The organism is Rhizobium sp. SG2393 (assembly GCF_042610495.1).
In the GTDB taxonomy this organism is placed as follows: domain Bacteria; phylum Pseudomonadota; class Alphaproteobacteria; order Rhizobiales; family Rhizobiaceae; genus RU20A.
In genome coordinates this window covers 227,148-242,077 of sequence record NZ_JBHGAP010000001.1, presented here as the reverse complement: position 1 = coordinate 242,077, position 14,930 = coordinate 227,148, and the positions used below count along the sequence as shown (strand labels likewise).

General features: G+C 64.4%; 12 protein-coding genes and 1 tRNA gene. 7 read left to right on the top strand and 6 right to left on the bottom strand.

Annotation, left to right across the window (positions count from 1 at the left end):
• Positions 1–5: 5 nt before the first annotated feature.
• A complete protein-coding gene (locus ACED18_RS01150; RefSeq protein WP_377288210.1) occupies positions 6–2,189 on the bottom strand; it encodes a GumC family protein in 2,184 nt (727 codons plus the stop codon).
• Between the two features lie 216 nt (positions 2,190–2,405).
• On the opposite strand from ACED18_RS01150, the gene ACED18_RS01145 reads away from it, so the two are divergent.
• From ACED18_RS01145 to ACED18_RS01120, 6 genes are all read left to right on the top strand, one after another.
• Positions 2,406–2,981, top strand: a complete 576-nt coding sequence (locus ACED18_RS01145; protein ID WP_377288208.1) for a polysaccharide biosynthesis/export family protein — start codon at positions 2,406–2,408, stop codon at positions 2,979–2,981.
• Positions 2,982–2,986: 5 nt separating this feature from the next.
• Positions 2,987–4,144 carry a glycosyltransferase family 4 protein gene (locus tag ACED18_RS01140; protein ID WP_377288206.1) on the top strand — a complete coding sequence of 386 codons (1,158 nt, stop codon included), beginning with the start codon at positions 2,987–2,989 and terminating at the stop codon, positions 4,142–4,144.
• Positions 4,145–4,201: 57 nt separating this feature from the next.
• The gene (locus ACED18_RS01135; RefSeq protein ID WP_377288204.1) at positions 4,202–5,764 is read left to right on the top strand and encodes an undecaprenyl-phosphate glucose phosphotransferase; all 1,563 of its coding nucleotides are present in this window, start codon (positions 4,202–4,204) and stop codon (positions 5,762–5,764) included.
• A complete protein-coding gene (locus ACED18_RS01130) occupies positions 5,761–7,002 on the top strand; it encodes an O-antigen ligase family protein (protein WP_377288202.1) in 1,242 nt (413 codons plus the stop codon). Before ACED18_RS01135 ends, ACED18_RS01130 begins: the two co-directional genes overlap by 4 nt.
• 13 nt (positions 7,003–7,015) lie before the next feature.
• A complete protein-coding gene (locus ACED18_RS01125) occupies positions 7,016–8,140 on the top strand; it encodes a glycosyltransferase family 4 protein (RefSeq protein ID WP_377288200.1) in 1,125 nt (374 codons plus the stop codon).
• Positions 8,141–8,236: 96 nt separating this feature from the next.
• A tRNA-Pro gene (locus tag ACED18_RS01120) sits at positions 8,237–8,313 on the top strand.
• 135 nt (positions 8,314–8,448) lie between these two features.
• Here ACED18_RS01120 and ACED18_RS01115 read toward each other — a convergent pair.
• Entirely contained in the window at positions 8,449–11,067 is a 2,619-nt protein-coding gene (locus ACED18_RS01115) for a response regulator (RefSeq protein WP_377288198.1), read from the bottom strand.
• A 202-nt stretch (positions 11,068–11,269) separates the two neighbouring features.
• Between ACED18_RS01115 and ACED18_RS01110 the strand changes: the two genes are divergently transcribed.
• The gene (locus tag ACED18_RS01110) at positions 11,270–11,677 is read left to right on the top strand and encodes a cupin domain-containing protein (protein WP_377288196.1); all 408 of its coding nucleotides are present in this window, start codon (positions 11,270–11,272) and stop codon (positions 11,675–11,677) included.
• Positions 11,678–11,701: 24 nt separating this feature from the next.
• Here ACED18_RS01110 and ACED18_RS01105 read toward each other — a convergent pair whose 3' ends face one another.
• The 4 genes from ACED18_RS01105 to plsX form a co-directional block, all read right to left on the bottom strand.
• The gene (locus ACED18_RS01105) at positions 11,702–12,241 is read right to left on the bottom strand and encodes a MerR family transcriptional regulator (protein ID WP_377288194.1); all 540 of its coding nucleotides are present in this window, start codon (positions 12,239–12,241) and stop codon (positions 11,702–11,704) included.
• A gap of 177 nt (positions 12,242–12,418) precedes the next feature.
• Positions 12,419–12,757, bottom strand: a complete 339-nt coding sequence (locus ACED18_RS01100; protein WP_377288192.1) for an integration host factor subunit alpha — start codon at positions 12,755–12,757, stop codon at positions 12,419–12,421.
• 106 nt (positions 12,758–12,863) lie between these two features.
• Positions 12,864–13,835 (bottom strand): beta-ketoacyl-ACP synthase III, encoded by a 972-nt coding sequence (locus ACED18_RS01095; RefSeq protein ID WP_377288190.1) that lies wholly within the window; start codon positions 13,833–13,835, stop codon positions 12,864–12,866.
• Between the two features lie 4 nt (positions 13,836–13,839).
• Complete coding sequence (gene plsX / locus ACED18_RS01090) at positions 13,840–14,898, bottom strand: phosphate acyltransferase PlsX (RefSeq protein WP_377288188.1); 1,059 nt, start codon at positions 14,896–14,898, stop codon at positions 13,840–13,842.
• Positions 14,899–14,930 lie beyond the last annotated feature (32 nt).

The window sequence follows — 14,930 nt, the reverse complement described above, 5'->3', positions numbered from 1 at the left end:
CCGGCTCAGGCCGCGCGACGCCGCGCCGGCCCGGATCGGCGTGTGCTGCTGCCGCTCATCAGGGCGATTTCGGTGTGCCCGGCTTCCGCCAGCGCAACGACGGCCGCGACAATCGTGTCGCTCGTCATATCACCGGCCGAGATGATGATGTCGGTGTCGAGCGACGGCGCGATGCGCGAGAGCGCGCGGGCATCGGCCGGCCCGCACTCGACCAGCACGACATCATAGGCATCCCAGAGCGCCTGCAGGATCATACGCAGCCGGTCCACACCGCGCATGGCGCGTGCGGCATCGGCTGTTCCCTGCGGAATGATGTCGGCTTCCGACAGGCGATCGGCATGGATCGTGTCGGAGAAGGCTGCATTCCCCGTCAGGAGATCGGTAATACCCGGCAGATCGGCCGCGGGCGCCATGAGCCGCGTCGGGCAGGCCGAGCCGGTCAGGTCGATCAGCACGATGCGGCGACCGCCTTCGGCCAAAGTGCGCGCCAGGAGAACCGTCGCTGTCGAGCCGGCGTCGCCACCGGGCGAGACCACGAGCGCCAGCGGCGCGCCGCTGTCGAGCAGATGGTCGGCAACCGATTCGATCGTGTAGTCGGCCGTATCATCCACCACAGCCTGCTCCGTCCGGGCTGCGGGACGATCGTCTTCGCCTGCAGCCGAAAGAAGCGACCGTGCAGCCGGGGCCGGCTTCATGGCCGTGTCCTGCTCGCGGTCGCGGGCGGGCGGCGTGGCAGGGACGGGCCGATCCTCGCGTGCCGGCTCCTGGCGCTGGCTACCCGCGCCCACGGGGCGCAGCGCGCGGCCGCTGAAGAGTTCGGCCAGCATGATCGCCACGCTGTAGGCCAGGAAGGTTGCGAGGCCGGCAACGATGGTGATCGGCAGAACCTTCGGGAAATGCACTTCGGTCGGCACCACGGCGCGCGACACCATGCGCGCATCGGCCGGCGTCGCTGCCTCGGCCGTGCGGGACGTCGCCTCGCGGTAGCGCGCAAGATAGGTTTCGAGAAGCTGGCGCTGGGCTGTGGCCTCGCGCTCCAGCGCGTTCAGACCCACTTCGGCCTCGCCGGCCTGGGCAGAGGCGGCCTTCAGCGTGTTCAGTTGCTTGACAAGTTCCTGCTCGCGCAGTTCCGCCGTCTTCGCCTCGTTCTGGAGGCTCGCAAGGATCTTGCGGCTCTCCTGCTCGATCTGCTGTCGCACATCGCGCAACTGCGACTTCAGCCCTTTCAGGCGCGGATGCCCATCCAGGAGCGAGGTGGAGAGGTCGGCGATCTGGCCCTGAAGGGTCGTCTCCGTTTCCTTGAGCCTCTGGATAAGTTGCGAGCCGACGACATCGGCCAGCGTGTCGGGAGCACGGCCGGCCGCGAGTGCCGAACGCACGCCTTCGGCGCGCGCCATGGCATTGGCCTTCTCGCCGCGCAGGCGGGCGAGTTCCAACGAGATATCGTTCAGCTGCTGGGACGCGAAATTGCCGGTCTGCCCGGTCGGCAGAAGATCGGACGATGAGCGATAGGCCGCGACCTTGGCTTCGGCATCGCGCACTTTTTCGCGCAGATTGGCGATTTCTGGCTCCAGCCAGCGGGTTGCCTCCGAATTCGTATCGAGCTTGGCGCCGCTCTGGAGGTCGAGATAGACCTTGGCCATCTCATTGGGGATGGCGGCGGCGAGTTTCGGATCCTTGGAGGTAAACTGGATCGCGACGACGCGCGACTTTTCGACCTGATAGACCTGAAGTTTCTCGGTAAACTCCTTCAGCACCCGCTCTTCGGGTGCTTCATCGAGCGGATTGCTCTTCAGACCCAGCATCACGAGGATGTCCGAGATCGCCGAGGGATTGGCGGTCGGATCGAACTCCTCCAGCTCATAAAGCTTCATGTTGCGGGCGACCTGCTTGATGAGATCGACCGACTGCAGAATCTGCACCTGGCTGGCAATCGCCTGATCGTCAAAGGCGGGCTGTGCGCCTTGCTGCGCCTGCTGGCTGCCGCTGGAGAAGGCGGGCTCGCGGGATTCGATCAACAGGCGGGTTTCGGAGCGATAGTCGGGCGCCATCAGGCTGGTGCCGATGAAGGCAAGGCCGGTGACGGCAACGGTCGCGAGAAGCACACGACGACGGCGCGCCCAGACGGCCCGGAAAAGGCCGAGAAGGTCGATGTCGACGTCCTGATGATCGCTTTGCGCGCCAGACATGGTCTACTCCACACTCACATATCGGACCGCACAGTAAAGAAGCATGGTAACCCAAGCGTTAACAACGGCGCCGACGCAGACCAATGTCCCCCTCCCCGGTGCACGCGCCTCATCGGTGGCAAATCTCGGTCGGCATCGCCGGCCTTTACCGCCCGTTAACCCTAATGGTTCGATAACAGGCTTCATCCTGACCTCGTCAAAGAGCATGTGACGCGTATGAGCATCGCCAAAACCAAGACCTGCATCGGCCTCGTCCTGGCGGCACTGTCGATGGCCGCGACCGGCTGCACGAGCTATCAGCCTGCGCCCCGCGCCTTTCACGAGGCCACCATCCAGCCCTATCGCATGGATAGCGGCGACCGGCTGCGCGTGACGGTCTTCGAACAGCCCGGACTGACCGGCACCTTCACTGTCGATCAGGCCGGCTATGTCGCCTTCCCGCTCGTCGGGCAGGTGCCCGCCCGTGGCCACACGCTTCCCGAACTGGAATCGGCGATCGCCCAGAAGCTGCGCGGCGGCTACCTGCGCGACCCGGACGTGACGATCGAGGTGGACCGATACCGCTCCGTCTTCATCATGGGAGAAGTCGGCCAGGCCGGCCAATACGCCTATGTGCCCGGCATGACGGTCCAGAATGCCATTGCAGTCGCGGGCGGCTTCTCGCCGCGCGCCCAGCAGGGCAGCGTCGATATCACCCGCAAGGTCAACGGCAAGATCATCACCGGCCGCGTTCCGATTTCCGATCCGGTCATCGCAGGCGACACGATCTATGTCCGCGAGCGGCTGTTCTGATCGCGATGGGAGAGGCCCGGCCGCTACGGATCATCCACTGCTTCCGTTCGCCGATCGGCGGAATCTTCCGGCATGTGCGCGATCTGGCAGAGGCACAGGCGCGCGCCGGCCATCAGGTGGGCATCGTCTGCGACAGTTCGACCGGCGGAGCCTACGAGGACCAGCTCTTCGATGACCTCAAGCCGCATCTCGCGCTTGGTCTCGTGCGTCTGCCGATCCGTCGCTCGATCGGGCCGTCAGATATCAGCGCCTTCTGGGCGAGCTTCAAGGAAATCAAAAGTTTGCAGCCGGATGTTCTGCACGGGCATGGCGCCAAGGGTGGCGTTCTGGCCCGGCTGATCGGCTCACTGCTGCGGGTTAACAGGTATCGCGTCGCCCGCCTCTATTCGCCGCATGGCGGCAGCCTGCACTATGACAGCCGGCGGCTTTCCGGCCGCGCCATCTTCTTCCTCGAACGGCTGCAGGAATATCTGACGGACGCGCTCGTCTTCGTCTGCGACTACGAACGCCAAGTCTACACCGCCAAGATCGGAAAGCCGCGTGTGCGCGCGGAGCGGATCTACAACGGCATCAATGATCGTGAATTCGAGAAGATCTTCGCCAGGCCCGATGCCGTCGATTTCCTGTTCATCGGCATGTTGCGCGACCTGAAGGGACCCGATGTCTTTATCGATGCCTTTGCCCGCACCGAACGCGCCGTCGGCCGGCCGCTCTCTGCCATGATCGTCGGCGACGGACCGGACCGCGACCGCTATGACCACATGATGGTCTCGCTCGGGCTCGGCCGGCGGATCGACCTTCTCGCCGCGATGCGCAGCCGGGACGCCTTCCAGTTCGCCCGCTTCGTCGTCGTTCCCTCCCGGGCAGAGGCCATGCCCTATATCGTGTTGGAAGCTGCAGCGGCCGACAAGCCGGTGATCGCCAGTCGCGTCGGCGGCATTCCCGAAATCCTCGGTGCCGACAATATCGGCCTTGTGCCGGCCGGTGATCCGGCCGCCCTTGCGGCCGCCATGGTGGCAGCGCTTGGCGAACCCGGCTGGACCGACCGCGCGAGGCCCGATCCGGTGGCGCTGCGAACGAATTTCTCGGTCACGACCATGGCCGACCAGATGACGGCGCTCTATCGGTCCTGTCTCGGGACGTTGCGTCGGCCTGAGGCATAAGCGTTTCTTAGGGGCTTTCTGGTAATCCGAGACGAACTCGATCGCCGGATGGACGCGATGAATCAGCCAGAACGACCCGAAACCTTCGACACCGAAGCCATTCGCAGAAAGATCTCGGAGGTTCGCACCCGTGCGCCGGCCGAAGGGCAGCCCGCTGGCGCGCATGTGGAACTCAATGCCATGGCACGGCGAATCGCCGAACAGTTCCGTGCCGAGAGCTATTCTCCGACGATGCTGATCGGCCTTCTGCGGCTGATGGAGGCTCTCGCCCTGACGAGCTTCGGCTTCGCAACCGCGATTTCGCTCGGCACGATCGCGCCGGATCTCATGGTGCGGGTCGGTCTCGTGTCGGTGGTGACGGCGGCGCTCTGCGTGCTGTTCGTGCAGGTTTCCGACGGCTACCAGATCCCGTCGCTGCGGGCGGCGACGCGTATGCTGCCGCGCGTTCTCCTTGCCTGGGCAGCGGCGCTTGCCTTCGTCCTGACCGGCCTTGCCGCCACGCGCACCTTCAGCCTACTGCCGTCCGCCTGGTTCCTGGCCTTCGCGATTGCCGGCACCGGCTTCTACCTTGTCGAACGAACCTTCATCGCTTTTTCGATCCGGCGCTGGTCGCGCAACGGGACGATGGAACGGCGGGCCGTGATCGTCGGCGGCGGCGAGCCGGCCAAGCAGCTCATCCGCAACATCGAGGCCCAGTCCGACAACGACATCCGCATCTGCGGCATCTTCGATGATCGCGACGCGCGCCGCTCGCCCGACATGATCGCCGGCTACCCGAAGCTCGGCACAGTCGGCGAACTCGTGGAATTCGCGCGTCTCGCCCGTGTCGACATGCTGATCATTTCCCTGCCGCTGACGGCGGAAAACCGTATTCTCGATCTCCTGCGCAAGGTCTGGGTTCTGCCGGTCGATATCCGTCTTGCCGCCCACGCCAACAATCTGAAATTCCGCCCGCGCAGCTACAGCCATGTCGGCAATCTGCCCATGCTGGCGCTGTTCGACAAGCCGATCGCCGACTGGGACGCGGTGGCCAAGCGCATCTTCGACATCTTCTTCTCGCTGGTGGCGCTCGCCCTGCTCTGGCCCGTCTTCATCGGCGCCGCCCTTGCGGTCAAGCTGACCTCGCCGGGCCCGATCATCTTCAAGCAGATCCGCCACGGCTTCAACAACGAAGAGATCAAGGTCTTCAAGTTCCGCTCGATGTATACCAACATGAGCGATCCGACGGCGCGGCAAGCGGTGACCAAGGGCGATCCGCGCGTGACGCCGGTCGGCCGGTTCATCCGCAAGACCTCGATCGACGAATTGCCGCAGATCTTCAACGTGTTGCTGGGCAACCTCTCGCTAGTCGGACCACGCCCGCATGCTGTTCTGGCGCAGACGGCCGATCGGGTCTATGCAGAAGTGGTCGAGGGCTATTTCGCCCGCCACCGCGTGAAGCCCGGCGTGACCGGCTGGGCCCAGATCAATGGCTGGCGCGGCGAGATCGACAGCGATGACAAGATCAAGTTCCGCACCGCGTTCGATCTCTATTACATCGAGAACTGGTCGCTCTGGTTCGACCTGAAGATCCTGTTTCTGACGCCGATCCGCCTTCTGAACACGGAAAATGCCTATTGACCCTCGCGAGCGTCGATAGCCGGCCGTTCCGGCCGCAGCTTGCAGCCCTGACGCTGGCGGGGTCGATGGCGGTCGCCTTCGGCGTCTTCCTGTCCGGCTTCGTCATGTCGGAGCCGGCACCCTACGAGCTCTACATGGCCGGGCTGATCGGCGTCTGGGCGCTGTTCGGACTGCGCATCTCGCGCTTCGTGGCGCCGCTGCTGGCTCTGCTCATCCTCTTCAACATCGGCGGCATGCTGTCGCTGACGACCATGGAAGACCTTGACGTCGGGCCGATGTATGTCGCGGTCAGTTCGTTCCTGGCGCTGACGTCGGTGTTCTTTGCCGCCATCATCGAGAACCGGCACGAGCGGCTTCGCCTCATCTTCCGCGCCTGGGTGGGCGCCGCCATTCTCACGGCCATGCTCGGCATTCTCGGCTATTTCGGGCTGATCCCCGGCGGCGAGGTATTCACCCGCTACGACCGCGCCATGGGTGCCTTCCAGGATCCGAACGTTTTCGGCCCCTTCCTGGTGCCGCCGTCCCTCTTCCTTCTGCACGGATTGCTGAGCGACCGGCTGACGACGGCACCGCTGCGGATTGTCGGCCTGCTGATCACCACGCTCGGCATCTTCCTGTCGTTCTCGCGTGCCGCCTGGGGCCTCTATGCCTTCTGTGTGGTCGCGCTCGTCCTCGTCATGTTCATCAAGGAGCGCAGCGGCGCCTTCCGCCTGAAGGTCCTGATGCTGACGCTTTCGGGGCTTTTTGCGATCATCGTCACGCTCGGCATCGCGCTGCAGACGCCGCAGGTCTCGGCCATGCTCTCGCAGCGCACGCAACTGGTGCAGTCCTATGACGGCGGGCATCTCGGCCGTTTCGAGCGCCACCGCATCGGCTTCCTGATGTCGATGGAAAAGCCGCTCGGTATCGGACCGATGGAGTTTTCGAAGATCTTCCCGGAAGACGAGCACAATATCTGGCTGAAGTCGCTCACATCCTACGGCTGGCTCGGCTTCCTCTGCTATCTCACGCTCATCTTGTGGTCGATCCGCATGGGCTTCCGTTTCCTGCTTCTCGATCGCCCCTGGCAACCCTACCTGATGATCAGCTGGATCGCCCTGATCGGGCATACCGGCATCGGCTTCGTGATCGATACGGACCACTGGCGTCACTTCTACATGCTGCTCGGCATTCTCTGGGGAACGTCGGCGCTCGAATACCGGCATCGCGCGCGGCTGGCCCGCGGCACGAACCGCTGAAAGGACATTCCCTTTGCGCATTCTCCAGCTTCTCGAACCGAGCGGCGGCGGTTCCGGCCGGCATTTCCTCGATCTATGCCGGGGGCTCGCCGCGCGCGGGCACGAGGTGGAAGCCATCTATTCGCCGCTGCGCGCCGAGGAGGGCTTCGTGCGCGAGCTGAAGGCCCTTCCGATTGCAGCCGTGCATGCCGTGTCGATGACGCGTTCGCCCGGACCATCGGATCTCCGCGCCTGGCGGCAGATTCGGCGCATCATGAAGGCGGGGCCACGCTTCGACATCATCCATGGACACAGCTCCAAGGCGGGCGCGCTATCACGCCTGCGGCTGCCGGGCCCGCATGTGCCGCGCGTCTACACGCCGCATGCCTTCCGGACCATGGATCCCACACTCGGCGCCAAGGGCCGATTCGTCTTCGGCGGCATTGAGACGCTGCTCGGCACACTCTTTACCGATGCGCTGATCTGCGTCTCCAATGACGAACATGCCCATGCCCTGTCGCTGGGACTACCGGCCCGCAAGCTGCACGTGGTCGTCAATGGCGTGAAGCCGCCGCGATCCGACATGGCCGAGACCGTGCGGGCGGCCTTCGGCATCCCGAAGGGTGCACTCGTCATCGGTTCCGTCGGGCGGCTTTCGCCGCAAAAGGCGCCGGAACGATTGCTGACCGCCTTCATCAGCATCGCGGCGAAACGGCCGGACTCGCATCTGCTGATGGTCGGTTCCGGCGAACTGGAGGGACCGCTGCGCGCCCAGATTACGGCGGCGGGACTTTCCGGGCGCATTCACCTAACGGGCGCCTTCACCGGGCAGCAAGCCATTCCCGCCTTCGACGTCCTCGCCATGCCGAGCCGCTACGAGGCCATGTCCTATGTGATGCTGGAGGCGGTGGCCGCCGGCAAACCGATCGTCACCACACGCGTCGGCGGCGCAACGACGGCGGTGGTGGAGGGTGAAACCGGTCTGATCGTCGACAACAGCGACGACACCAGCCCGCTTGCCCGCGCCCTCCTCGCAGCCACCGAGCCGGACCGGCTGGCAGCGCTCACGACCGCGACAGAAGCGCGACGTGACCTCTTCTCGCTGGAACGGATGATCGCGGAAACCGAGACCGTCTATCGGACGCTTGTCCGGGGATAAGCGGACGACCGGACTGCCTTTTTCGCCTCTTTTCCGATTTTCCGCTTGCAGCCCCGCGGCGAACAGACTAGTGCAATCAGGCCCCGCGGGGCACGTCGGAATGTAGCGCAGCCCGGTAGCGCACTTGACTGGGGGTCAAGGGGTCGTCGGTTCAAATCCGGCCATTCCGACCATTCAAGCCTCTTTTAAAGGCTTGTGGTCCAATTTCCCGTAGTATTGAGATATGAGGCCGCATCCAGGTTGGATGACGGGGCTCCGTCATAAGCGTCGTTGTGCCGTGTGCCGGCCGGCCGGTAACGGCAAAGGGCTCACCTCTTCACCGCCACCTGATTGAGGGCCGATTCCAGTTCGGCTTCCCCATAGGGCTTTGTCACGATGACCGCGCTTGCCGGGAGGCCGGCGGATTTGCGGTCCTGGCCGGTCGCGAAGATGATGGCGAGGTCGGGGCGGCGGCGGACGGCTTCTTCGGCAAGTTCTGCGCCGTCCATGTCCGGCAGGCCGAGATCGCTGATCATCACTTCGATTGCCGATGCTTCGAGTGCGGCGAGGGCTTCCTTCGCGTTGCGGGCCTCGATGACGGCGTGACCGAGGGCTTCCAGCATCTCGGCCGTATTGACGCGGATCAGCCCGTCATCCTCGACGAGAAGGATGGTGCGGCCGGCGGCAGTCGCGGCCTCGGTCCTTGGCTGCACTGATTCCGCCGCGGCGGCTGTAGGTGAAGAAACGGCGGGGGCCGGCTGCGATTTTGCCGGGCGCTGCGGACGCTGGTTGAGAACGGCGCGCACCTTCCGGGCAAGGGCTTCGCGCGTATAGGGCTTCGAAAGAAGTTCGACACCGGCATCCAGCCGGCCGCCATGCACGATGGAGTTTTCCGTGTAGCCGGAGGTGTAGAGAACGGCGAGGTCGGGCTGGCGCTCGCGGGCCATGCGCGCAAGCTCGGTGCTCTTCAGCTTGCCAGGCATGACGACGTCGGTGAAGATCATGTCAATCGGCATCCCGGCCTCGACAATGACAAGCGCAGCGTCGGCGCTGGGCGCCTTCAGGACGGCATAGCCCAGTTCCGACAGCATCTCGACCACCGTGGCGCGGACGGAATCATCGTCCTCGACCACCAGGATCGTCTCGCTGCCGCCGACAATCGGGCCGGCCTGCAGCGCTACTTCGCGGTCTTCGCCGGCATTGGCACGCGGCAGGTACATCTTGACCGTCGTGCCGTGGCCGACCTCGCTGTAGATCTTCACATGCCCGCCGGACTGTTTCACGAAGCCGAAGACCATGGAGAGGCCGAGACCGGTCCCCTTGCCTTCCGGCTTGGTGGAGAAAAACGGCTCGTAGACGCGATCGAGGATCTCGGGCGGAATGCCGGAGCCGGTATCGGTGACGGAGAGAACGACATACTGGCCGGGCGACACCTCGTCATGGCGCAGAACGTAGGCATCGTCGAGAAAGGCATTGCCCACCTCGATCGTCAGGCGTCCCTGCCCCTCCATGGCGTCGCGGGCATTGATCGCGAGATTGAGCAGCGCGTTTTCCACCTGCGCCGGATCCGCGAAGCAGTTCCAGAGGCCGCCGGCGACGATTGTCTCAATCTCCACGGCGTCGCCGATCGAGCGGCGGAGCATGTCGTCCATGTCGCGCACGAAGCGGCCGATATTGATGACCTTCGGATCGAGCGCCTGACGGCGACCGAAGGCGAGCAACTGGCTTGCAAGCTTTGCGCCGCGATTGACGCCGGCCAGCGCGTTCGAGACGCGCTTCTCGGCTTTCTCGTTGCCCGAGACATCGCGCAGCAGAAGCTGGAGATTGCCGCTGATGACCTGCAGCAGGTTGTTGAAATCATGGGCGACGCCGCCCGTCAACTGGCCAATGGTCTCCATCTTCTGGGCGTGCTGAAGACGTCGCTCCGTCTCCTGCCTTTCAGCGATTTCGGCGGCGACGCGCGCTTCCAGCGTCTCGTTGAGCTGGCGCAGCTGTTCTTCGGCGCGTTGGCGGTGGCGCACCTGCCGCTCCAGATCATGGGCATGCTCGCGCAGCCGCTCCTCGGCTGCCGCACGGGCCTCTTCCAGCCGCTTTCGATCCTCGATGTCGATGATCAGGACATAGACGCCCTCGATCGTTCCATGGTCGTCACGGCGCGGAATGTAGCGGATCTCCGCGTGGCGGGCCGTGCCGTCGGGACGCTGGATGCGGTTGTCCGTGACAACGGTCTCCCCGGCCATGGCGCGGTCGATCAGGGGCTTGCGGGCCTCGAAATAGACCTTTCCGATGACATCCTCGACATGGCGGCCGACAATATCCTCCGGCGTCTTTCCGAACCATTCCAGATAGGCATCGTTGGCGAAACGGTAGACCAGGCCGGTATCGACGAAGCCGACGAGGATGGGCAAGGCGCTGGTCAGACGCGCCAGTTCCCGCCGGCTTTCGGCGAGTTTCTTCTGCGCCTCGAAGCGTTCGGTGTTTTCAAGAACGGTGCAGAGCACGCCGTCCACCTTGCCGTCGAGATCGTAGATCGGCGTGTAGAAGAGATCGAAGATGACCGTCTCGGGAAAGCCGTTGCGGTTCAGCACCATCGGCAGGTCGCGGAAACCCTGTATCTCGCCGCGGAAGCCGGCCTCGAGGATCGCACGGTTCCAGTCCCAGATTTCCGGCCAGATCACCGGCACGCTGCCGCCAAGCGCCCGGGGATGGTTGTCCCCGGCAATTTCGATATAGCCATCATTGTAGAGCATGATGTGGTCTGGACCCCACATCAGAACCTGCGGAATCGGCGAATTGACGATCGAGTTGATCTTGATCTTCAGGTGCAGCGGCCAGTCCGAGATCGGTCCGAGCGAGGTCTTGGACCAGTCAAACCGTCGGGTCAGTTCACCGACAATGCCACCACCAACAGGCCAATCGGCCGGCGAAAGCCCATGATCGTCTGTCACAGGGCCCATCCCGCGCATCCGTTGCCGCACAGCATCATCTTGTCTGCCCCATTCCTGCACGCGCCCGGCCGCCATTGCGGTGGACGCCTCCATCGCGATCATGACGCGACGGCTTCCCCACGTCGATGTTTGGTGTCACACAATCGCCTGATATGGCGCAGTTTTTCTGTCTGCCAAGTGGTCATTTTTCAGGAGGTTGCCAATGGAGATCCGACGCAATGGTTCCGTGCCGCACGGAGCCGGACCCGAGGGGTGGTTTACCGGCGAAACGCGTATGGAGCCGCTCTTTGCCGCCAATGCCGCCCGCCCCTTCGCGAGCGCGGCCGTCACGTTTGCGCCCGGCGCCCGTACCGCCTGGCACACCCATCCGCTCGGCCAGACGCTGATCGTGACGGCCGGGCTTGGCTGGGTGCAGCGCGCGGGAGGTCCGGTCGAAGAAATCCGGCCGGGCGACGTCGTGTGGTTCGAGCCGGGCGAGCGGCACTGGCACGGCGCAACGGCAACCACAGCCATGACGCATATCGCCATTCACGGCCTGCTGGACGGGAAGAGTGTGGACTGGATGGAACCGGTCAGCGACGCGGACTATCAGGCCGGGCCTGGCGCCTGACGGAACGGCGAAGGCCTTCGGCGATCAGCGGACCTGGTCGAGGAGACGCTTGCATTCGAGGAGATCGTAGAGCGCTTCCTGCAGGAGTGCTCGGTCTTCCTTGCCGACCGACGACTTGCCGAGCGATATTTCGGACATGTCGTCCTGGGCTTGCGGACCGAAGCCGAAGAAGCGGCGGGTGGCCGGCGTCTTGGCGCGGCCGACGATCTGGTCCTCCTCGGAGAGCCCCGCCTTCGGCGCTTGCGGCTCCTCGTGGTTCGAGGCGGCGGCAAGCGCTTCCACGGTTGCGAGGTCGCCGCTGGCGATTGCCGCAACGAATCGGTTGCCGTTGGTCTTCAAGAGCTTCTGCACGCCCTTGATGGTGTAGCCGTGGTCGTAGAGAAGATGGCGGATGCCCTTGAGGAGATCGACATCTTCGGGGCGATAATAGCGCCGCCCGCCGCCGCGCTTCATCGGCCGGATCTGTTGAAACCGCGTTTCCCAGAAGCGCAGCACGTGCTGCGGCAGATCGAGATCATCCGCCACCTCGCTGATGGTGCGAAATGCATCCGGGCTCTTTTCCATCGGGTCCTCGTCAATCCTGACCGCAAGCAGGCCTGCGGCCGCGCGACTCGCACGTCTGCACACCGCCATCTCATGCTTCGCACGAATCGTGGCTATTTCAACGAGTTGTTTGGAGGATTTCAACCGCTTTTGCACGCTGCATGCCGCGCGTGCCGGCTGAAAAGGCGGGCTCAGCGCTTAAGGGGCGGGTGCGGCCGGCTTCTGCTTGGCCTTGCGGGCCAGATGCGCCTTCAGAACACGCTGCTTGAGCACGTTGGAGGCCTTGAAGGTCATGACGCGGCGCGGGGAAATCGGCACTTCCTCACCCGTCTTCGGGTTGCGGCCGATCCGCTCGTTCTTGTCCCGCACCTGGAAGGTCGCGAAGGAAGAGAGCTTGACGCTCTCGCCGCGGACGATCGCGTTGCAGATTTCATCGATGACCGTTTCGACCAGCTCGGCCGATTCCGTGCGCGACAGGCCCACCTTGCGAAAAACAGATTCTGCCAGATCCGCCCGCGTTACCGTCTTACCGCTCATCGTATCACCGATTTTTCGCTTATGATTGTCCCTGAAGGGCAAGACTATTGTCGTTGAACCGTGCGGTCAAGCACCGTGCAAGCATCTGTTGCATCATAACTTTCGGCTACCAGCGCAGCAGCACCGAGCCCCAGGTGAAGCCCCCGCCCATGGCCTCGAGCATGACGAGGTCGCCCTGCTTGATGCGGCCATCGGCGGCAGCCACGCTCAGCGCCAGCGGAATGGAGGCGGCGGACGTGTTGCCGTGCTGATCGACGGTGACCACGACCTTCTCGGCGGGAATTCCGAGCTTCTTGGCGGAGGCGTCGATGATACGACGGTTGGCCTGGTGCGGGACCAGCCAGTCGAGATCGTCGGCCGTCGTGCCGGTGGCAGCAAAGGCATCGTCGATCACGTCGGTGATCATGCCGACGGCATGCTTGAAGACCTCGCGGCCTTCCATACGCAGATGACCGACCGTGCCGGTGGTCGACGGACCGCCATCCACATAGAGCTTGTCCTTGTGGGCGCCATCGGAGCGCAGCTTTGCCGTCAGGACACCGCGATCGTCGTTGCTGCCTGCCCCTTCGGCCGCTTCCAGCACGATGGCGCCGGCACCGTCGCCGAAGAGGACGCAGGTCGTGCGGTCGTTCCAGTCAAGGATGCGGGAAAAGGTTTCCGCCCCGATCACCAGCGCGCGCTTGGCCAGACCACCGCGGATATAGGCATCCGCGGTCGTGACGGCATAGATGAAGCCGGTGCAGACGGCCTGCACGTCGAAGGCTGCGCCATGATGGATGCCGAGGCGGTTCTGGATATTGACGGCGGTGGCCGGGAAGGTGTTGTCCGGCGTGGAGGTTGCGCAGACGATCAGGTCGATATCGTCGGGCGTCAGGCCGGCGCGGTCGAGTGCCGCGCGCGCAGCCGCCTCGCCGAGCGAGGACGTCGTCTCGCCTTCGCCGGCGATGTAGCGCTTATGGATGCCGGTGCGCTGGACGATCCAGTCGTCCGACGTCTCCACCATGCCTTCGAGCTCTTTATTGGTCAGGACGCGCTTCGGGAGCGCGGCCCCGAAGCCTCTGACGACGGAACGGATCATGAAATCAAACCTCGCTGGCCACGTCGCCGGGGGCTGGCTGAGCCTCATCCTCGACATGGAGTCTCTGCAAATCGTTTTCGATCTTGGCCTTCAGCCCGTTGCGGACCATGTCGTAGCCGACATCGACGGCAGCGGCGAAGCCTTCGGCATCGGTGCCGCCATGGCTCTTGATGACGATGCCGTTCAGGCCCAGGAAGACGGCGCCGTTGACCTTGCGCGGATCCATCTTCTCCCGCAGGCGGTCGAAGGCGCCCTTGGCAAGCAGGTAGCCGAGCTTGGCCATCAGCGTGCGCGACATGGCGGCGCGCAGATATTCGGCGATCTGGCGGGCTGTGCCCTCGGCGGACTTCAGGGCGATATTGCCCGAAAAGCCTTCGGTGACGACGACATCCACCGTGCCACGCCCGATATCGTCGCCTTCGACGAAGCCGTAATAGTCGATATTGTCGAGATTGGCCTCGCGCAGCAGGCGACCGGCCTCCTTGACCTCTTCCTGGCCCTTGATCTCCTCGACGCCGACATTGAGGAGACCGAGGGTCGGACGGTCGAGCTCGAAGAGGGCGCGGGCCATGGCGCCGCCCATCAGGGCGAAATCCATGAGCTGGCGGGCGTCTGCGCCGATGGTGGCGCCGACATCAAGCACGATGCTCTCGCCCTTCAGCGTCGGCCAGACGGCGGCGAGCGCGGGGCGCTGGATGCCGGGCATGGTGCGCAGACAGAACATCGCCATCGCCATCAGCGCGCCGGTATTGCCCGCGGAGACGATGACGTCGGCCTCGCCGGTGTTCACCGCATCGATCGCCTGCCACATGCTGGACTTGCCACGACCGCGGCGCAGGGCCTGGCTCGGCTTTTCATCCATGGCAATGGCGAGTTCGGTGGCGTGGAAGGTGCTTGCGGCCTTGAGCTTGGGGAACTGCTCGAGAAGGGGCAGAACCTCCGCCTCGATGCCGAACAGCGAAAAGCGGATGTCGGGATGGCGTTCGAGCGCGCGCGCGGCGCCCGGTATCACGACCTTCGGGCCGAAGTCGCCTCCCATCACATCGAGAGAAATTCTCACCACGCGTGTCTGTTCCTTATTGCCCGCTGCTGCGC

Coding starts and splice junctions, on each gene's coding strand:
- ACED18_RS01150 (WP_377288210.1), bottom strand. CDS start 2,189: ATGTCTGGCGCGCAAAGCGATCATCAGGACGTCGACATCGACCTTCTC.
- ACED18_RS01110 (WP_377288196.1), top strand. CDS start 11,270: ATGGAGATCCGACGCAATGGTTCCGTGCCGCACGGAGCCGGACCCGAG.
- ACED18_RS01135 (WP_377288204.1), top strand. CDS start 4,202: ATGAATCAGCCAGAACGACCCGAAACCTTCGACACCGAAGCCATTCGC.
- ACED18_RS01105 (WP_377288194.1), bottom strand. CDS start 12,241: ATGGAAAAGAGCCCGGATGCATTTCGCACCATCAGCGAGGTGGCGGAT.
- ACED18_RS01095 (WP_377288190.1), bottom strand. CDS start 13,835: ATGATCCGTTCCGTCGTCAGAGGCTTCGGGGCCGCGCTCCCGAAGCGC.
- ACED18_RS01140 (WP_377288206.1), top strand. CDS start 2,987: ATGGGAGAGGCCCGGCCGCTACGGATCATCCACTGCTTCCGTTCGCCG.
- ACED18_RS01100 (WP_377288192.1), bottom strand. CDS start 12,757: ATGAGCGGTAAGACGGTAACGCGGGCGGATCTGGCAGAATCTGTTTTT.
- ACED18_RS01145 (WP_377288208.1), top strand. CDS start 2,406: ATGAGCATCGCCAAAACCAAGACCTGCATCGGCCTCGTCCTGGCGGCA.